Genomic DNA, 17,411 nt, shown 5'->3' with positions numbered 1-17,411 from the left:
ATTAACTTCCTGGGCAGGTTTAACTCCATCAAGTAACCAGTCAGCAGGAAAGAAACGTGCTTTTATTGCGATTGCCAGAAAAATACTTGTAGCAGCATATCATATGCTTCTTACAGGAGAAATTTGGAATCCTGCAGACTTAGCAGAAGTTGAAACACCAGTTGAACAAAGAATTAAATACGTAAAGAACAACTTAAAATCAGATATTAAACAACTACTAGATATTGGACTTACAGTTGAAGAATTAACACTTATGATCCAACAAAATGCCAATATTATAGCAACACAATAATCTTTATATTTGGGGAAAGGGCTTTGCGCCCTTTTGTCCTTCTAACTTCTTCTTTTTATAAATTATATTTTCAGATTATCACCAATAAAATCGTAACACAATTCGTTTAATTGTCAATTTTGTAGCGTTTTCTGGGATGTTCGAAGCTTGATAATTAAGATATTCATTAATATTAGGGACAATGCTCCACATGTGTCGATACAAACATCTTTTATTTGTGGACTTCTTCCAGAAACAAAAGATTGATGCCATTCATCACTGCAAGCATAAAGTACACATGTAATCAAAGCACAAAGCGCATAATGTTTGATACCGTAATTTTTATACATGTAAAATGTATTGAATCCTAATAAGGCGTAAATTGTAAAATGAGCCAATTTGCGAATAAAATACATTGAAAAAGGCATAAATTGTAAAAAATATGCACTGGTTTGTGTGGATAGTTCTGCATTTTGGTTAGAAAAATAAAAAATTAGAGACATATTACAGAATGTGAGGATCGTAAATATATATTTTTTCAATGTTTATTCTCCTTTTGTTGAATAAATAAAGCATAATCAGCTTTTTTATAGTCTGGTTCTTTAAAGTAGTTGTGAACATAAATAAAATGGTAATCGAATACATTTGCCATATCAAAATCATCTAAAATAATATAACTTGTGATTTTATGCTCATTTATAAATTCTTGAATAGCTTTTGTGCGTGGAGAAATTAAAGGGGTAGATGCCTTTATGTATTTTCCTAAGTCAAAAATATCAAACAGAGTTTGTAACTGATCAAGGGAATATATAATTCTCCAGGAGCTTGTGATAATGATTTGAGCATCATATTTATTGATAAGTTTTTTTAGATAATCAATACTTTCTTTTGAGAAACATGAATAAACTTGATTGACTAAATATACATTTAATGTAGCAATCTTTGGATGATTTAATTTTTTTGATAAAGTATCTGGTAAGTTGTAATCAAGTCGATAATTATGTTTTTTACGATTTGGATTGATGACACCATCAATATCTAAAAATATACAAGGTTTCATAAGTAATCCTCCTTTTAATATGATAGTCAAAATTGTACTCAAGTTCAAATGTTGATATAATTTAAAAAAGGATGTGAGATTATGGAAAATAAAATTGTTCTTGTGACTGGGATGTCAGGTGCAGGTAAATCAAGTGCTATGAATGCCCTTGAAGATTTAGGCTATTATTGTATGGATAATTTTCCTAAGGAATTATTAGATAATTTAGAAGATTTACTTAGAAAAGATGAGACACATTATAAGTGTGTAGCATTAAGTGTGAGTGCTATTGATTATCAGGCTTTTGTCAGTTATTTTGAAAATATAAATAGAGAACTACAAATTTTGTTTTTGGATTGTAGTGATGAAGAGTTGTTGTTAAGATATCGATTTACAAGAAGACAACATCCAATGATTGTAAATCATTTGGCCACAACACTGGAAGACGCGATTGAAGTAGAGAGAGATTTCTTAGATCATTTGCAGGAAAATTCTCAAAATACAATTCATATTGATACAACGAAACTAAGCACATCTGCTTTGGCTAGTCGTGTGCTGCATCGATTTAAAAGTGCTAAAAAAAGTGTTTTTACTGTAACTTTTCAATCGTTTGGGTTTAAGCATGGCGTACCATTAGATGGGGATATGGTTATTGATGTTCGCTTCTTGCCTAATCCATTTTATGATCCTTTATTAAGAGATAAAACAGGAAATCAAAAAGAAGTTTATGATTATGTCATGGATAAACCGGAAACGCAAGATTTTATTATTCGTCTAAAGAATTATTGTGATTTTGTATTTGATCAATATGAAAAACAAAATAAATCACATATGATTGTTGCGATAGGCTGTACTGGTGGTCAGCATCGTTCTGTTTCTATTTGCAACTGGCTTTATGATACATATAAAGATAAATTTCGTTGTTTTAAATCACATCGTGATATTGGAGTGGATGAAGAATGAAAAGAGTAGTTGTGATTGGTGGCGGCACTGGCTTGTCAAGCATGCTAAAAGGGATGAAACGATTGGAAAATGTTGAGTTAACTGCTATTGTTACGGTTGCCGATGATGGAGGAAGTACTGGGCGAATCCGTGATATTTACAATGTGCCTGCCGTAGGAGATATACGCCATGTTTTGTGTGCGATGGCTGATGAAGAAGATGAAGGATTCTTTTCGGATTTATTAAACTATCGTTTTGAAGGTAGTAAAGATATTGGTGGACATAATCTTGGCAATTTGATTTTCTTGGCGATGATCAACACGACGGGCTCTTTTATGGGAGCTATAGAATCGATTTCAAGAGTATTAAATGTAAAAGGAAATATTTTACCTAGTACACTTGATGTGGTTACGTTGTATGCCATGATGAAAGATGGTACTTTGGTTCGTGGTGAAAAAAATATTCCGACTGTTTACAATAGTATTGATCATGTTTTTTATAAAAATTGTGTTCACGCATATAAACCGGCGATAGAAGCAATTAAAAATGCAGATTTAATAATATATGGTATAGGTTCTTTATATACTTCGATTATGCCTAACTTGATTATTTCAGATATATCGAAGGCGATTGAGAAGAATCCTTGTAAAAAAATATATTTTTGTAATGCCATGTCTCAACCTGGAGAAACAGATGGTTATACTGTACAAGATCATATTCATGCAATTGAAAAGCATTCTTTTAAACATCCGGTAGATTTGGTTGTTGTGAATCGATCAAATCTACCAAAGAAAGTATTGGATATGTATGCTTTGCAAAAGAGTTATCCAATTTGTATTGGAAAAGAAGCGACAGACTATGCTATTATACAAAGAGATTTGTTGGCCTTGGATGAAAAAGGGCGTATTCGTCATGATCCAATGGCAGTTAAACAAGTCGTTGAAGAGTTGATCAAGGGGGTATAGACTTGTCCTTTACTAGCGAAGTATATTTCTTGTAAAGGATACAAACTGACATATATCCGTTACGTGCTTATACAGGCTTTATATACAGTGAAAATATATGATACATACTGTCATAGACTGATATAAACCTATTTAATTGAGTAACAAATTGAGTTACAAATTTTAAATGAGTAACAAGAAAGTAACAAAAATAAGCACGAAACAATGGAGGATATAATCATGTTACAAGAAACAAAAGCAACCCAACAAAACAATAAAGAATATTATGTACGTATGATTGATGAAATGCTATCTCATATGGATGATATAAAAGTAATTCAACGAGTATTCTACTTTGTACAAAGATTATGGATTCACTCATAAAATGAATTAAGATACAAAAAAGGCAACAGTTCAATAGTTGCCTTTTATTATGCGTTCACGTTCCTCAAGAAGAGAAGCGATTTTTCTACAAAACAATTCCTGTTTTATATAATCTTGATTGAGATTGCATTTATTTAATTTTAATAGCAAAGCTTCTATTTCTTTGTCTATGTTGAATATGCGTTCTTGAGGTGTACGAGCCCACATATTTTATAAAGTGAAATTTGCTTTTTGTTTAATTAAATACATTAGGCTAGAATCTTCACGTTCAGTTAATAAATCTAAATCATAGGCTAGATTTCCACGCCATGCCTCATATGATTTACTTAAGATAATCGATTCATTGCTTGATGATTCATTGCTTAAATTTTTAATTTGAGCGTTTAAATCAATGATGTGTTTATATGTATCAATCAGCTCCTGTTTTAAGGGCTTTAGAATGGCTTTTCGTTGTGTTTCATATTCATGCTCCCAATTATTCAACTCAGTGTAGTTTTCACGCTCTAGGCACTTATTAAGGGCGTTATATGCTTTTGCTTTCTTAGTGCCTAACTCATTTAATAAATCTTGATACACTTTTAGTTTCGGCGTGTTTTCTGTCACAATTTCATATGTTTTTGATTCTTTAGCATTTTCAATGACTTCTTTAAGTGAATCAATTTTACTTGTTAGTGATTCTACTTGTTTTGAAAGGTCATTGTATTCAATGACTGAAGGGTTATTTTTAAGAATCTCATTCATTTTACCCTCCATAGTCGTATTTAATGTTTTTAATTGTGTTTGAATATCATTCATTTTCATCATCCTCCTTTTATTCAAAATCTTTTAAATCTCTTTCTTTTGCCACGTTTGTAATCATATCTTTATTGATTGCATTTACTTCTGAAGCATTGAATTTAACCTCTGTACGCTCATTTTGTCCTAAGTATTGTTTTCCTAGCCATATAAGCATTGTAGGATTTCCTTTCATTGCTAGTTCAAATTGAGCTCTTCTCAATGAAGTTTTAAACAATATATTTTTTTGAGTGAAGTACTCGGAGAAATTGACTCCATAGGTACGTTGTACCCATTTAGACATTGTTTTGTCACTAGTATTAAAATAACGACAAATCTCTTCTTGAGTGAATCCGAATTCTCCTGTAAGTCTTTCAAATTGCTCTTTATCAAATTGTTTTAAAGGTCTAGCTATTATTACACCTCCTTTCTAAATGTGTATACTTCATTATTTCTCATTAAGATATTGCCTGTTGTCCAATTAATTGAACCTGTATCAATGCAATGGGATAAATCAATATCTTTGTTATATGCAAAGCCTTTTGCGTAGATACATGATTCATCATTATCAATTACAGATTCATCATCTAAAACTAAGGCAAAATATGCCATTTCTTTTTGTGATTCTTCATCTAATAGGTATGGAAGGTTTTGCATTTGATAATAGGTTTTGCAATCATTGATTGATTCACATAATGATACATAACCTAATCTGTTTGTTTTGATTTTTCCATCTTTTAAAATTTGTTCAGCGTTTTGTATTGATGTTCCATGATAATATGTTTTTTTCATTTCCTTATTCCTCCTAGAAACATTTAAAGTTTCTCTTCTCTTTGGAATCTCTTCTCTTCAAATTCACACTCTATTCTATTCTTATTTCTAGTCTATTCTATTCAGTTCTATTCTATTCGGCTACAAACGTTAAGAATTGTTGGGGTTTGTATCGATCGATTGCGTTCGCTTTCTTGCATTTTCTGAGTTTTGTTCGCATTTCTTTGCCCATTTAAGATAATCTCTATCAATTTGTCCCTTTAAAAACTGAAATACAAAATTTATGTTAGGGTCTGATGGTGGGGCTATTTCAATGCCATCATATAGACTTTTTCCATAAATAAGAATGTATTTTGCAAGCTTTCCTATTTGTTCGTCTGACATTAATTCAAACGAGTTAAGCCAATCAAAATAACACAACATTGAAATGCGTGCGTTTTTAGGCTTGGGAGCGTCAACCATTGTTTACGCTCCTATTTAATGCTTTCTTTACTTTAGATTCTTTAGAAAGCATATTTAAAGCCATTGTATGCAAATGATTCACGCTTGACTTTATTTCGTCTTTATTAGTTGTGATTTTATACCCTTTATTGCTATGGGCTATATACATATCAGTTTCACCATCACAAAATGATTGATTTTTGACCTCAATATATTTATTCCATGCTCTTCTAGGGTAGGTGATTGCATATTCATTAAATATACGCTCTTTTAGATTGGCGTAAGTAATCCAATCCTTAAGGTTTTCTTTAATGAATTCATTAAAATCTCCTTTTTCAATAGGAGGAGTGAGAAATGTGTTCCGTAAATGTTTCTCATTCATTATTTTCTCCCCCTTTGCTCAACGATTTTTTTAGATTCTAAGGCTCTTAGTCGATTACATACATTTAAACCTTCATAATCATGTTGGAACTTTAAAAGCATACCTTGAGAAAACATATAAGCCTTTCCTATTTTAGTAGGCTTCAAAACTCCCACATCACATAACATAGATACGTTATCAATGTGTACATTAAGACAAGTTGCCACCTCTTCACGAGTAAGCATTTTAAGATTTTGTAGTATTCAAATCACGCTCCTTTACAATTTCAATAATAATGTTTTGAATCTTTTCTTTCTTTTCTTGTGTTAACTCCTTGCGAAGCATTCTTGAAAAGTAACTATCCGTTATCCCTAATCGTTCAGCAATTTGCCATAGTTTAACGCCGTGCGTTAATGCCATATTTCTGATGTCATTGTTTTTCATGCCTTTACCTCCTTTCTAAAATATGTTGTTAAAAGAATATTGTTGTTGTATACTGAATGTGTTAAACAACGACATTTGTTTTAACACAAATAATTTAACATTTAAGTTTAATAAATTCAATGTACTTAACACATATGAATAAAAAGCGTTAAAAGAATATGATTATTTAACAAGTATGATAAGGAGAAACTATGAGTGTATTGAATAAAGAAAAAATTGAAAAAGAAATAGAAAGGCTAGGTTTAACAAAAGGAGAGGTAGCCGATAAAATGAATATGAGTATTCAGTCATTTAGTAGAATGATAAGTGGAAACACTTTAAATCCACGTTTAGATAATGCGATAGGGTTGTCAAGGATTCTAGGGGTTTCATTGGATTATCTTACAGATTTAACGAATGAAAGAGACGTGGACGTTCAAATAAAGGATATTTCTGCAAAATTGGGATTATCATTAAATTCTATATATAATCTTATGTGGATGAATCAAAACATGGAATGTCATGTAGCTCCTTTAGATGAATTGATTTCATCTACTACGATTTACCAAATAAATGATTCACTTAAAAATCTTTATGAAGCAAATTCACTTAGTGAATATGGAGATTATGACATACAATATGATTTAAAAGGACAATCTAAACATAAGCAAATAGCACAATATAACATTACTGATATTTATATTTATGAATTGATGAATTGGATTCGTCTTTCATTAGATTACAGTGATTCAAAAAAAATAGGAATTGAAAGAACTATAGAATATTTAGAAAATTCGGATGATGAAAGTATCTTTAAAGAAGACATTCCAGAGTTAAAAGAAAAGTTTGATAATTTTGAATATTTCAAAAATTGTCAAACAAAAGGGAATAGGATTGTATGTGAAAAGAATTAAGGTAATAAAAAAGCCCTGTACGGCAATACAGGACTTGAGCGAGAAACATTTACGGAACACATTTCTCGCTCCTATTATATCAAATTGACAGTATGTATCAAACAAAATAGGAGGATAAAAGAATATGTTTGTTAGAAAGAGGACTTCTAAGAAGGCTAAAAAAGGATATACATGGACAGTGTATATTGATTATGAGGATTCATATGGAGTTAAGCAACGCTACACAAAAGGAGGATTTCAAGAAAAGTCTGAAGCATTGAATCATGGAATTGAAAAGCAACAGGAATTAAAACAGGGAATTGAAATTAAATTAAAGGATAAAACATTCAGTGAAGTGTATCTCGAGTATATGGATGTAGAGGGTAAATTCAAATACACCCATAACACTATGATTACGTATGATAGTATATACGTAAACCATATTAAAGATGGAATCGGCAACGCAAAAATGCGTAACTTGTCTTATAAGGCTCTTCAAGAGTATTTCAATGGTATTTGTGATGAGGGTATGGGAACTACAACAGGAATTAAAAGAATCTTTTGCGTTACGTTTAAATACGCTCTAAGAGTGGGATATATCAATAGCAATCCTATGTTGATGGTAACTGTTAGGGGTAAAGAGAATAAGCGTAAGCAAGACGATATTATTACGTTTGAACAATTAGAAGAAATGGTGAAAATCTTGTGTACTGTTGATGAAAAGAAACGCAACTATGTACCATTCACACATTATTCATTTTGTATCTTTTTGTATCTGTCTTATTTCCTTGGAACACGTAAAGCCGAAACTCTAGCTATCACAAAACAGGATGTTGATTTTGAAAACAATACAATTTCAATTAATAAACAACTTGTATACCATGGATTCAAAAAAGAAGAGTATTATTGTACGGATAAAATGAAAACAAAATCTAGTCGTGCAATTTTACCAATGTGTGATAAACTTAAAGAGATTCTTCAGAAATGGTATAAAAAGAATCCTTATGATTTACTTTGTTGTGATGAGTATGGCGATTATATAGTACCTACTGATTGTTGTAGGCTATGCAAAGAAAGTGCCAAAAAGATAGGGATTGATTTTCACCCACATTCTTTAAGACATACATATATTTCTAATTTGGTATTGAGTGGGGTAGATGTAAAAACAGTGTCCGAACTTGCTAGACATTCAAATACAAGTACTACACTAGACATTTACGCTCAAACCACATTTGAAAAGAAACAAGAAGCAATAAATTGCACTTTCACGCCTATTTAGACACAAAAAGTAACAAAAAAGTAACAAATTTAAAGAATGATATATTAAATTAATTGATTTAATTAAATAAATGCTATATATAAAGCTAAAATAAGCTACTTCAAGTTAAGGGGGTATAGACTTGTCCTTTACTAGCGAAATCAAAAAAGAAATTTGTAAAGAAGAAATCGATGCTCAAATGATGAAGGCACAATTATGTGCCCTTTTTCAAATGCGAGCAAGTTTACATATGAACTGGCAAGGGATGTATTTATCTTTTCAGACAGAAAATGCAACGATAGCAAAGCATGTATTTCAAATTATGAAAACATTGTATGATGTTGATCCGCGGCTTTCAGTGTTGAAGAAAATGCAATTAAAGAAAAATAACATATATCGTATACAAGTGTTTGATAAGGCTCAAGAGATTTTAGAAGATCTTCAAATTCTTACTGATTCAGGGTTAAGATACACTCCAAGTGTGAAGATGGTGCGTTCAGAAAAGATGGCTAGAGCTTATCTTCAAGGATGTTTTTTAGCAAGTGGTAGTATTAATTCACCAAAATCAAGTAATTATCATTTGGAGATGTCGAGTCAAGAAAAAGATTTGGCATTAAGCGTTCAAAAATTGATGCAACGTTTTTATTTACCGGCCAAAGTTATTGAAAGAAAAAGCGTTTATGTAGTATACATAAAGGCAGGGGATAAAATAGCTGATTTTTTACGCTTGTGTAATGCTTCAAATGCGTTGTTTGAATTTGAAGATTCTAGAATTCAAAGAGATTTCTATAATCAAATTACTCGTTTAGATAATTGTGAAGTAGCCAATGAAGTAAAGAGTTTAAAAGCTGCAAAATCACAATTAGAAGCTATTGAGTTTTTAGAAAGTCATTCGAAAAAGATGGTTATTCCGGAAAAAATCATGCATGCTATGCAAATTCGTAAAATGTATCCAGAGGCCAATTTAAATGAATTGTGTATTGAGTGCAAAAAAGAATTTGGAGAAGACATTTCAAAGTCAGGTATGAAACATCGATTGGCTAAGGTAAAGCAGATGGCAAAAGATCTCAAGGAGGAATTGAATGCTTAAAAAAATAGGAATTTTATGTTTATCTTTCTTATTGTGTGCATGCTCATCGGGTATTCAATTAAAAAAACAAATGTTTACGATTGAACTTGGAAAAGATATTTATGCCAATCCAACTTTATACTTAAAAAATCCACCACACTCAAGTAGAGTGAAGGTGATTTCGAAAAGTATTGGTATTGATAAGAAAAATAATCGTTTTATGACTTCGGGTATGGATTATTTAGTGGTTGGAGAATATGATTTTGCGATTCAAGACAGAAATAAAGAGTATCCATTTGTGATAAAAGTAAAAGACACTAAAGCACCTGTTTGCGCTAGTGAAGTAAGCCAAATTACAATAGGTGTAGGTCAAAATATTGATTGGAATTCATATTTTCACGCGACTGATTTATCGGGTGTTACTTTTGAGGCTAATGTAGATACATCATCTGCATCTACACAGGATGTACAAGTAAAAATTAGTGATCGATTCGGAAATTCTGTGACAAAAAATGTAAGTGTGGTCGTACAATAATGAAAAAGGCAGATAAGATATTAATTGTATGTATTATGGTTGTATCGCTTTTTCTTTGTATTCCTTTGTTTTTTACAAAAAATACAAATACATATGCGAGTGTATATGTGAAAGAAAAACAAGTTTTGCGAATAGATTTATCAAAAGACCATTCTTATGTAGTAAATGGAAAACTTGGTAAAGTACATATTGAAGTAAAGCAGAAGAAAGTTCGCGTAAGTCAGGAAAATAGTCCGCACCATTATTGTTCAAAACAAGGGTTTGTATCTGATACAAATGTTCCTATAGTATGTTTGCCAAATGAAACGGTTGTCAAAATTGAAGCAGAAGCAAGTCAGGATACGGTGATACAATGAATGTAAAAAAAAGTGTAGTTTTAGCTTTTCTTGTGGCAGTAGGTATTCTGTTGCAGCTATTAGAAAGCTTTGTAGGCATATTTATGATTGTTCCGGGTTATAAGATTGGTTTAGCAAACATTGCGGGATTATTTGCACTGTATATGTATGATGAAAAATCGCTGGCTTATGTTTCTTTGCTTCGCATTTTTTTATCTAGCTTAATGCAAGGAACTTTGTTTTCTGTTTCATTCTGGTTGTCGTTAAATGGAGGAATCTTGGCTTGTATTGCGATGATAATTGCTTGTCGAAGTAAGGCTTTTTCAATCTATGGTGTGAGTATATTAGGAGCAAGTTTTCACAATATAGGGCAGGTAATTGCGATTACCTGGATTTACCAGCAATATTTTATGCAACTCTTTTTGCCGATTCTTTTGGCATTGTCTATAGTGAGTGGTATATTAATAGCTGTAGTATGTAAAAAGGTGTTAAATCGTTTAAATGGAGGTATTTATGGGAAATTATAGTTATACACCAAAAGGTGTTTGTAGTCGACAATTTAATTTTGAAATTGAGAATGGTATCATTCAAAACTTTGAAGCTGTTGGCGGATGCAATGGAAATTTGAAAGGAATTGGTTGCTTATTAAAGGGTAGAAGTGTAGATGAAGTTATTAATGCATTGACAGGTGTAACTTGTGGAAATAAACCAACATCTTGTCCTGATCAAATTGCGTGTGCATTAAAGGCATATCGTGGCTGATCATTTTCTAGGGGCTTTAAAAGAAATTGAGAGGCGTGCTCAAAATAATATTCTTATATTTTCAGATGTTTTAAGTGAACGTTTAGATGTTATCGCAAAGAATATGGTGCTAAAACCTGTTTCAGATAATGATTATTTAAAATTGCTTGAATTGTATTATAAAAAGTTTTCTAAAGAAGAAAATAAACAAGGAATGTTATTTTGTCTTTTAAGAATGCAACAAATTGCATATTTAAAAGGGCATAGAGAAAAACAGAACGAGATAATAAATCTTGAATATAGTGAAGGCTATGATTCTGTAACAGAAGCTTTTTTAACAAGGAAAAGAGATTACTATAAAAACACATTAAAAAATATATTTCAAAGATTTATCTTGATGGATACGATTGCATATGTTTTACTGCTTGTTTTGTTTGTTATTGTATTTCATATTTCTTTTAAAATTTCGTTTATTTTGCTAATGATTTCTTGGACTATTGCTCTATTTTTTATAAAGAAAAAGGCTGTTCCTTATTTTTATGATACGCGTATTCAAGCTCTTTCGAAATACGTGGATTCCATTTTATTACAAATAGATCAAGGAATATTTTATAAAGTCGAGTAATCGACTTTTTTCACAAGTTCATTCTACAGACTTGTAAAATATTTCACAAATATGTTATTATTATGTTATGGGGTGATAAAATGCAAAATAGAAATGTGCCCAAAGCTACTTTACAAAGATATCCAGTATATTTAAAAGCTTTACGTAAGCTACAAAAAAACGGCGTAGAAAGAATTATGTCTAAAGAATTATCGAGTTTTGTTGATATTGAACCAACAACAATTCGACGTGATTTTTCGTTTTTAGGAAATCTTGGAAAACAAGGCTATGGATATGATGTAGATAAGTTGATCGATATTTTTAATAGTCAGCTTGGCGTTGATTTTGATGAAAAAATTATTTTAGTAGGTGCTGGTAACTTAGGTCGTGCTTTATTGAATTATAATAAATGGGATTATGTGGTAGGTGAAATTGCATGTGCCTTTGATGCTGATCCAGCAAAATGCGGAACACAATTTGGCGTTGAAGTGTATCGCATGTCAGAATTAGATACAAAGATTCCAGAAGGATGTCGAATTGCGATTTTGACAATTTCGCACGACGTTCAAGAAACAGTTGATAAGTTAGTTGAATGTGGAATCAATGGGATTGTAGATTTTACGCATCAGCATTTTTTGGTTCCAAAAGGGGTTGTCATTAAAAGTATTGATGTGGTATCATCTATACAAGAATTGGTATTTATTACAAATTCATTAGAAACAAAGGCGCAGAAATAGAAGTCGTCCAAAACAATCATTAAGAAGAGAGTCTTGTTAGGTGAAAATAGACAATGTGAGTATGGATTGATAACACCTGTGGAGTCGTGCTGGAGAAATTGAGTAGACAGCAACGTGTGGAATGCGTTAAATTCCAATTGAGTGCATACATACGTGTGATGAAACAGGATGGTACCGCGGTTATAATCGTTCCTTTTAATTAAGGAACGTTTTTTTATTTTGAAGGGAGAAACTATGTTAGTAAAAAAATTAAAAGAAACATTTGAACAGTGCGATGGACAAAGTATAACTTTGCAGGGTTGGGTTCGTACAAATCGTAATTCAAAGGCAGTTGGATTTATTGCATTGAATGATGGAACAACATTTTCAAATGTTCAAGTTGTTTATACAGAAAATTTAGCAAATTTTGATGAAGTTTCAAAAATTACAACTGGATCAGCTATGGAAGTTACAGGAAAGCTTGTATGTACACCAGACGCAAAACAACCTTTTGAAATTCAAGCAGAAATTATTACTGTTTTAGGATTGTGTGATCATGATTATCCTTTACAGAAAAAACGTCACAGCTTTGAATTTATGCGTGAAATTCCACATGTACGTCCACGTGCGAATACTTACTACGCAATGTTTAGATTGAGAAGTGTATTAAGTATGGCTATCCACACATTCTTCCAAGATCGTGGATTCGTTTATGTGCATACACCAGAAATCACGGGTAACGATGCTGAAGGTGCTGGAGAATGCTTTACAGTAACAACTCGTGATGATGCAAAATATGATAAAGATTTCTTTGGAAAACATGCGCAACTTACTGTATCTGGACAATTGCATGTAGAACCATTTGCGTTAACATATCGTAATGTGTATACATTTGGTCCAACTTTCCGTGCAGAAAATTCGAACACAACACGTCATGCATCTGAATTCTGGATGATTGAACCAGAACTTGCGTTTGCAGATTTAGCAGACAATATGGATTGTATTGAAGAAATGATTAAGTACTGTATCAATTATTGTTTAGAACATGCCAAAGAAGAAATGGAATTCTTTGCTTCTATGATTGATAAAGAGTGTATCAATCGTGTTACTCATGTGGCAAATTCGCATTTTGAAAGAATGACTTATACAAAGGCTATTGAATATTTAGAAAAGGCTAAAGATCAATTCGAAAACCAAGATATTTTCTGGGGTATGGATTTACAGAGTGAACATGAGCGTTATATTTGCGAAAAAATAGTTAATGGTCCGGTTTTCTTAACAGATTATCCAAAAGAAATCAAAGCATTTTACATGCGTGTGAATGATGACAATAAAACAGTTGCTGCATGTGATTTACTAGTTCCTTATGTTGGTGAATTAGTTGGTGGTTCACAACGTGAAGAGCGTTATGATGTACTAGTGGAACGCATGAAAGAGATTGGAATGGATCAAGAAACTTTACAATGGTATTTAGATTTACGTCGTTTTGGAGGATGTAAACACTCTGGATTTGGTTTAGGTTTTGATCGTATGTTGATGTATTTAAGTGGTGTTGCCAACATTCGTGATGTTCAACCATATCCACGTACACCAAGAAACTTAATTTTCTAAAGAATTAAACAGGTATCTCGTTGATACCTGTTTTCCTGTGTGATATAAATAAGGGGTATGAAAAAAATAAAAATTATGAATAGAAAAAAATTAAGCACAAAGATTATTGGAATAGTTACAATCGCAGTTGCGGTTGTTTGTGTTTTTTTATATGCATCAAGACCAACTGAAATAGATAAACTATCTGAGTCATACTTGGATCATGTAGATGTTGAAAAATTACAAAAAAAAGTAGAAAAAAGTTTTGAAGGAAATTATCTGATAAAAGATTATTTAGTGTATGGGGAGACACTATCTTTATATAAAAGTGAATATGGTTCTGTTGAAACAGACAAAATGCAAGGAAATAACATTGTTTTACGAAATGTTATGAATGATGCGATAACAAGTTTTACATTTAATGGAAGTATTGATTCAGGAATTGACTTAGGTTCTTTAAAAGAAGGTATTTATGAATTATATACATACAATCACTTTGAAAAGGAACGAATATATTTTAAAGATGCATTTAAAGCAAAAACTATTACAACTATGCGTCGTGATGAGAAAGTTAATGATGTTACTTTTGTTGCGGATAAAAATGCTTTAAAAAATCAAGATATTAAATTTAAAAAGAATTATGCTTTTATTATCGTAACAAAACACATTCCTAAATCTAATGTCGATGATGTGGTAATCGATCCATGTGGAAATGCAATGAATTATGTTTCAAATACTGTAGATTATGGAGCAAGTACATCCATATTAGATGAGCCATCTTCTTCTTTAGAATTTGCCAAGAGAGTTAAAAAAGAATTGGAAAAGAAAGGGTTAAAAGTAAAAGTTTTACGTAAAGAAGGAGAAACTCCAGGCTATTATGGTGCGGATGGACGTCCGGCAAGAGGATACAAAGTAAAGGCAAAATTATATCTGGCATTGGGTGCGAGTTATGATGAAAATGTAAATGCACCATACATGTTAACGAGTCCTTATACGGATGGTGGGTTAGCAAATACGGTTTCTTATTTTATGTCACAAAATGGGATTTCCTTATATGCTGCTCGAACAAATACTACACAAGAAAATGGTGTATTGAATGATTCGTTTTTATTAGACGATAATGGAAATGCTCAAAAGTATGAGTTTTATCCACAGTTAAGAGAAACTGGAGGTAGAGCTACTTATGCTGGGTTATATGGTGGAGATCTGACTAATTCGAGTTATAAAGATTCGTATGGAATGTATGGTTTGTACTTCGTATATGCTAGTGCTATGAATTCACAAAGTGTAGACTACTTTAATGAAAATGTAGATGCGATAACTAAAATACTAGTTAAAAGTATTGTTAGATACTTTGAAATATAAGGTGATGATATTATGAAACTACAATTGAGTAATATACAAAAGTCATTTGGAGCAAAGACTGTTTTGTCTGGAATAAACTTTCAAGTGCGAGATAATGAAAAGATTGCACTTGTTGGACGTAATGGTTGTGGAAAAACAACACTGATGAAAATTATATGTGGGCAAGAAAGCTATGATTCAGGTTCTCGTATGGTTTTGAATGGTACAAATATTGGTTATTTGGCACAAATTACTTTTGTGAATGAAGAAAAAACAGTGTATGAAGAGTTATTAACGGCTTTTGATAAAGTTCGTGAATTAGAAAAACAATTAAATGCACAAGCTGAAATCTTAAAAGAAGATTCGAGTGAGAAACAATTAGCAAAATATGATATGTTGCAGACTCGTTTTGAAGCTTTAAATGGATATCAATATGAGGTGGAATTAAAGAATGTATTTTTTCATTTTCAATTTGATGAAAAAGATTTAAATAAAAAGTTATGTGAATTTAGTTCGGGACAAAAAACAAGAATTGCTTTAGTTAAATTATTATTAACGAAGCCAGATATTTTATTGTTAGATGAACCTACAAACCATTTGGATATTGCTTCTATTGAATGGCTTGAAAACTATGTGAAACATTATCCTTTCGCGGTTGTTTTAGTAAGTCATGATCGTATGTTTTTGGATCATGTTGTGGATGAAATTGTTGAAATTGAATTTGGAAAGGCACAAAGATATGTAGGGGATTATTCTCATTATTTAAAAGCTAAAGAAGAATATTTAAAGAGGAATCATGAGGCATATGTACGTCAGCAACAAGAAATACATCGCTTAGAAGATTTAATTGAAAAATTCAGATATAAAAAGAACAAGGCTGCCTTTGCGAAAAGTAAACAGAAGTATTTAGACCGAATGGATAGAATTGAAGATAGTTCTTCAGATACAAGTCAAATGAAGGCTGTTTTTACTTGTGCTAGAAAAGGGGGCAAGCAAGTTCTTGAGGTAGATGATTTAAAAGTTGGTTATGATAAAGTACTGTCTGATGTATCTTTTCAATTACTGCAAGGACAACGTATGGCCATTGTAGGACCTAATGGGATTGGTAAATCAACTTTAATTAAAACCTTAGTAAAGGAGCTTCCAGCATTATCGGGAAACTTTAAATTTGGCCATCAAATTGATGTGGGTTATTTTAATCAGGAAAGTGCCCAGATGAAATCCAACAAAAATGTTCTGGATGAATTATGGGATATGGATCCAGATGCGACGCAAACACAGATTCGAAATACTTTGGCAAGCTTTTTATTTACACAAGATGAAGTGTTTAAAGAAGTCAATGATTTGTCAGGCGGAGAAAGAGTACGGTTAGCATTAGCAAAACTTATGTTAGAACATGATAATGTCTTGCTTTTGGATGAGCCTACTAACCATTTGGATATTCCAGCTAAAGAAGCTTTAGAATCAGCTTTGGAAAAGTATGATGGAACCATCTTGTTTGTATCGCATGATCGTATGTTCTTAAAGAAAATGGCAACTCGTGTATTAGAGATGGACTCTATCAGTAAAGTGTATGATTTAAATTATGAAGAATATTTGGATAAAAAAGCCAATAATACATTGATTGAATCGGTGGCAAAGGTTGAAAAAGAGATAAAGCCACAAACTGTATCTTTTACGGATTTAAAGGCCATTAAAAATCGCGTTGCTAAACTTGAAGTCTTATTAGATGAGGCGGAGCAAGATTTAGAGGCTATGCGAGAATTAAGGTATGAACCAGAGTATTATCAAGATTATCGTAAGATGGAAGAATTAGATGCGAAAATTGATGATAAGCATAATGAAATAGCCGCCTTAATGAAGGAATGGGAAGAAAAAATGGCTATGATGGAATAGGGGTGTCGTTTGACATCCTTATTTTGCTCAATTGTAAAACTAAATCCCATTGAGAAATAGTAAATACAACGAGGTTGAAT

At 31.8% G+C, this 17,411-nt stretch carries 24 protein-coding genes and 1 pseudogene; 16 read left to right on the top strand and 9 right to left on the bottom strand.

Going from position 1 to position 17,411, the window contains the following annotated elements:
- Positions 1–292: pseudogene (locus tag Q3907_RS08740) on the top strand (IS110 family transposase); the annotation flags it as partial.
- 113 nt (positions 293–405) lie between these two features.
- Here the strand turns inward: Q3907_RS08740 and Q3907_RS10745 are convergent.
- Entirely contained in the window at positions 406–813 is a 408-nt protein-coding gene (locus Q3907_RS10745) for a VanZ family protein (RefSeq protein ID WP_367881504.1), read from the bottom strand.
- Complete coding sequence (locus Q3907_RS08735) at positions 810–1,331, bottom strand: HAD domain-containing protein (RefSeq protein ID WP_301898007.1); 522 nt, start codon at positions 1,329–1,331, stop codon at positions 810–812. Before Q3907_RS08735 ends, Q3907_RS10745 begins: the two co-directional genes overlap by 4 nt.
- Before the next feature lie 81 nt (positions 1,332–1,412).
- On the opposite strand from Q3907_RS08735, the gene rapZ reads away from it, so the two are divergent.
- The 3 genes from rapZ (at position 1,413) to Q3907_RS08720 (ending at position 3,580) form a co-directional block, all read left to right on the top strand.
- Positions 1,413–2,273: an RNase adapter RapZ gene (gene rapZ / locus Q3907_RS08730; RefSeq protein WP_295643663.1), complete on the top strand. Its 861-nt coding sequence runs from the start codon at positions 1,413–1,415 to the stop codon at positions 2,271–2,273.
- The gene (gene yvcK, locus Q3907_RS08725) at positions 2,270–3,217 is read left to right on the top strand and encodes a gluconeogenesis factor YvcK family protein (RefSeq protein WP_301898006.1); all 948 of its coding nucleotides are present in this window, start codon (positions 2,270–2,272) and stop codon (positions 3,215–3,217) included. Before rapZ ends, yvcK begins: the two co-directional genes overlap by 4 nt.
- Positions 3,218–3,436: 219 nt before the next feature.
- Entirely contained in the window at positions 3,437–3,580 is a 144-nt protein-coding gene (locus Q3907_RS08720) for a hypothetical protein (RefSeq protein ID WP_301898005.1), read from the top strand.
- 210 nt (positions 3,581–3,790) lie between these two features.
- Here the strand turns inward: Q3907_RS08720 and Q3907_RS08715 are convergent, their stop codons facing one another.
- The 7 genes from Q3907_RS08715 to Q3907_RS08685 all read right to left on the bottom strand — a co-directional run bounded on the left by Q3907_RS08715 (position 3,791) and on the right by Q3907_RS08685 (position 6,371).
- Positions 3,791–4,375, bottom strand: a complete 585-nt coding sequence (locus Q3907_RS08715; protein ID WP_301898004.1) for a hypothetical protein — start codon at positions 4,373–4,375, stop codon at positions 3,791–3,793.
- A 16-nt stretch (positions 4,376–4,391) separates the two neighbouring features.
- Entirely contained in the window at positions 4,392–4,658 is a 267-nt protein-coding gene (locus tag Q3907_RS08710; RefSeq protein ID WP_118356959.1) for a hypothetical protein, read from the bottom strand.
- A 113-nt stretch (positions 4,659–4,771) separates the two neighbouring features.
- Positions 4,772–5,146 (bottom strand): hypothetical protein, encoded by a 375-nt coding sequence (locus tag Q3907_RS08705; protein WP_301898003.1) that lies wholly within the window; start codon positions 5,144–5,146, stop codon positions 4,772–4,774.
- Between the two features lie 129 nt (positions 5,147–5,275).
- Entirely contained in the window at positions 5,276–5,587 is a 312-nt protein-coding gene (locus tag Q3907_RS08700) for a DUF6291 domain-containing protein (protein WP_301898002.1), read from the bottom strand.
- Positions 5,580–5,948 carry a hypothetical protein gene (locus Q3907_RS08695; protein WP_301898001.1) on the bottom strand — a complete coding sequence of 123 codons (369 nt, stop codon included), beginning with the start codon at positions 5,946–5,948 and terminating at the stop codon, positions 5,580–5,582. The genes Q3907_RS08700 and Q3907_RS08695 overlap by 8 nt, the downstream gene beginning before the upstream one ends.
- The gene (locus tag Q3907_RS08690) at positions 5,948–6,172 is read right to left on the bottom strand and encodes a helix-turn-helix domain-containing protein (RefSeq protein WP_288027817.1); all 225 of its coding nucleotides are present in this window, start codon (positions 6,170–6,172) and stop codon (positions 5,948–5,950) included. The genes Q3907_RS08695 and Q3907_RS08690 overlap by 1 nt, the downstream gene beginning before the upstream one ends.
- A 1-nt stretch (position 6,173) precedes the next feature.
- Complete coding sequence (locus tag Q3907_RS08685) at positions 6,174–6,371, bottom strand: hypothetical protein (RefSeq protein ID WP_301898000.1); 198 nt, start codon at positions 6,369–6,371, stop codon at positions 6,174–6,176.
- Positions 6,372–6,562: 191 nt separating this feature from the next.
- Between Q3907_RS08685 and Q3907_RS08680 the strand changes: the two genes are divergently transcribed.
- From Q3907_RS08680 to Q3907_RS08625, 12 genes are all read left to right on the top strand, one after another.
- Positions 6,563–7,264, top strand: coding sequence for a helix-turn-helix domain-containing protein (locus Q3907_RS08680; RefSeq protein ID WP_118357406.1), 702 nt, complete (start codon positions 6,563–6,565; stop codon positions 7,262–7,264).
- A gap of 124 nt (positions 7,265–7,388) precedes the next feature.
- Complete coding sequence (locus Q3907_RS08675; RefSeq protein WP_301897999.1) at positions 7,389–8,522, top strand: site-specific integrase; 1,134 nt, start codon at positions 7,389–7,391, stop codon at positions 8,520–8,522.
- A gap of 121 nt (positions 8,523–8,643) precedes the next feature.
- Positions 8,644–9,591, top strand: coding sequence for a DNA-binding protein WhiA (whiA, locus tag Q3907_RS08670; RefSeq protein WP_295643658.1), 948 nt, complete (start codon positions 8,644–8,646; stop codon positions 9,589–9,591).
- Positions 9,584–10,105 (top strand): hypothetical protein, encoded by a 522-nt coding sequence (locus Q3907_RS08665; protein ID WP_301897998.1) that lies wholly within the window; start codon positions 9,584–9,586, stop codon positions 10,103–10,105. Before whiA ends, Q3907_RS08665 begins: the two co-directional genes overlap by 8 nt.
- A complete protein-coding gene (locus Q3907_RS08660) occupies positions 10,105–10,461 on the top strand; it encodes a NusG domain II-containing protein (protein WP_301897997.1) in 357 nt (118 codons plus the stop codon). The genes Q3907_RS08665 and Q3907_RS08660 overlap by 1 nt, the downstream gene beginning before the upstream one ends.
- Positions 10,458–10,967 carry a Gx transporter family protein gene (locus tag Q3907_RS08655; protein WP_301897996.1) on the top strand — a complete coding sequence of 170 codons (510 nt, stop codon included), beginning with the start codon at positions 10,458–10,460 and terminating at the stop codon, positions 10,965–10,967. Before Q3907_RS08660 ends, Q3907_RS08655 begins: the two co-directional genes overlap by 4 nt.
- Positions 10,954–11,202 (top strand): TIGR03905 family TSCPD domain-containing protein, encoded by a 249-nt coding sequence (locus Q3907_RS08650; RefSeq protein ID WP_301897995.1) that lies wholly within the window; start codon positions 10,954–10,956, stop codon positions 11,200–11,202. The genes Q3907_RS08655 and Q3907_RS08650 overlap by 14 nt, the downstream gene beginning before the upstream one ends.
- Positions 11,195–11,806, top strand: a complete 612-nt coding sequence (locus tag Q3907_RS08645; RefSeq protein ID WP_301897994.1) for a hypothetical protein — start codon at positions 11,195–11,197, stop codon at positions 11,804–11,806. The genes Q3907_RS08650 and Q3907_RS08645 overlap by 8 nt, the downstream gene beginning before the upstream one ends.
- Positions 11,807–11,886: 80 nt before the next feature.
- On the top strand, positions 11,887–12,522 hold the full coding sequence (locus tag Q3907_RS08640; RefSeq protein ID WP_295562498.1) for a redox-sensing transcriptional repressor Rex: 636 nt from the start codon (positions 11,887–11,889) through the stop codon (positions 12,520–12,522).
- 234 nt (positions 12,523–12,756) lie between these two features.
- Positions 12,757–14,112: an asparagine--tRNA ligase gene (gene asnS, locus Q3907_RS08635; RefSeq protein ID WP_301897993.1), complete on the top strand. Its 1,356-nt coding sequence runs from the start codon at positions 12,757–12,759 to the stop codon at positions 14,110–14,112.
- A gap of 75 nt (positions 14,113–14,187) precedes the next feature.
- A complete protein-coding gene (locus Q3907_RS08630; protein ID WP_301897992.1) occupies positions 14,188–15,456 on the top strand; it encodes a hypothetical protein in 1,269 nt (422 codons plus the stop codon).
- 12 nt (positions 15,457–15,468) lie between these two features.
- Entirely contained in the window at positions 15,469–17,331 is a 1,863-nt protein-coding gene (locus Q3907_RS08625) for an ABC-F family ATP-binding cassette domain-containing protein (RefSeq protein WP_301897991.1), read from the top strand.
- Positions 17,332–17,411: the final 80 nt, after the last annotated feature.

Origin of the sequence: uncultured Holdemanella sp., from assembly GCF_958348295.1 — a bacterium.
In the GTDB taxonomy this organism is placed as follows: Bacteria; Bacillota_I; Bacilli_A; order Erysipelotrichales; family Erysipelotrichaceae; genus Holdemanella.
This window is presented reverse-complemented; position numbering and strand designations above follow the sequence as displayed.

Coding starts and splice junctions, on each gene's coding strand:
- Q3907_RS08700 (WP_301898002.1), bottom strand. CDS start 5,587: ATGGTTGACGCTCCCAAGCCTAAAAACGCACGCATTTCAATGTTGTGT.
- Q3907_RS08660 (WP_301897997.1), top strand. CDS start 10,105: ATGAAAAAGGCAGATAAGATATTAATTGTATGTATTATGGTTGTATCG.
- Q3907_RS08690 (WP_288027817.1), bottom strand. CDS start 6,172: ATGCTTACTCGTGAAGAGGTGGCAACTTGTCTTAATGTACACATTGAT.
- Q3907_RS08715 (WP_301898004.1), bottom strand. CDS start 4,375: ATGAATGATATTCAAACACAATTAAAAACATTAAATACGACTATGGAG.
- Q3907_RS08720 (WP_301898005.1), top strand. CDS start 3,437: ATGTTACAAGAAACAAAAGCAACCCAACAAAACAATAAAGAATATTAT.
- Q3907_RS08655 (WP_301897996.1), top strand. CDS start 10,458: ATGAATGTAAAAAAAAGTGTAGTTTTAGCTTTTCTTGTGGCAGTAGGT.
- Q3907_RS08695 (WP_301898001.1), bottom strand. CDS start 5,948: ATGAATGAGAAACATTTACGGAACACATTTCTCACTCCTCCTATTGAA.
- yvcK (WP_301898006.1), top strand. CDS start 2,270: ATGAAAAGAGTAGTTGTGATTGGTGGCGGCACTGGCTTGTCAAGCATG.
- Q3907_RS08710 (WP_118356959.1), bottom strand. CDS start 4,658: ATGTCTAAATGGGTACAACGTACCTATGGAGTCAATTTCTCCGAGTAC.
- Q3907_RS08675 (WP_301897999.1), top strand. CDS start 7,389: ATGTTTGTTAGAAAGAGGACTTCTAAGAAGGCTAAAAAAGGATATACA.
- asnS (WP_301897993.1), top strand. CDS start 12,757: ATGTTAGTAAAAAAATTAAAAGAAACATTTGAACAGTGCGATGGACAA.
- Q3907_RS08680 (WP_118357406.1), top strand. CDS start 6,563: ATGAGTGTATTGAATAAAGAAAAAATTGAAAAAGAAATAGAAAGGCTA.
- Q3907_RS08735 (WP_301898007.1), bottom strand. CDS start 1,331: ATGAAACCTTGTATATTTTTAGATATTGATGGTGTCATCAATCCAAAT.
- rapZ (WP_295643663.1), top strand. CDS start 1,413: ATGGAAAATAAAATTGTTCTTGTGACTGGGATGTCAGGTGCAGGTAAA.
- Q3907_RS08630 (WP_301897992.1), top strand. CDS start 14,188: ATGAATAGAAAAAAATTAAGCACAAAGATTATTGGAATAGTTACAATC.
- Q3907_RS08625 (WP_301897991.1), top strand. CDS start 15,469: ATGAAACTACAATTGAGTAATATACAAAAGTCATTTGGAGCAAAGACT.
- Q3907_RS08705 (WP_301898003.1), bottom strand. CDS start 5,146: ATGAAAAAAACATATTATCATGGAACATCAATACAAAACGCTGAACAA.
- Q3907_RS08685 (WP_301898000.1), bottom strand. CDS start 6,371: ATGAAAAACAATGACATCAGAAATATGGCATTAACGCACGGCGTTAAA.
- Q3907_RS08650 (WP_301897995.1), top strand. CDS start 10,954: ATGGGAAATTATAGTTATACACCAAAAGGTGTTTGTAGTCGACAATTT.
- Q3907_RS08665 (WP_301897998.1), top strand. CDS start 9,584: ATGCTTAAAAAAATAGGAATTTTATGTTTATCTTTCTTATTGTGTGCA.
- Q3907_RS08640 (WP_295562498.1), top strand. CDS start 11,887: ATGCAAAATAGAAATGTGCCCAAAGCTACTTTACAAAGATATCCAGTA.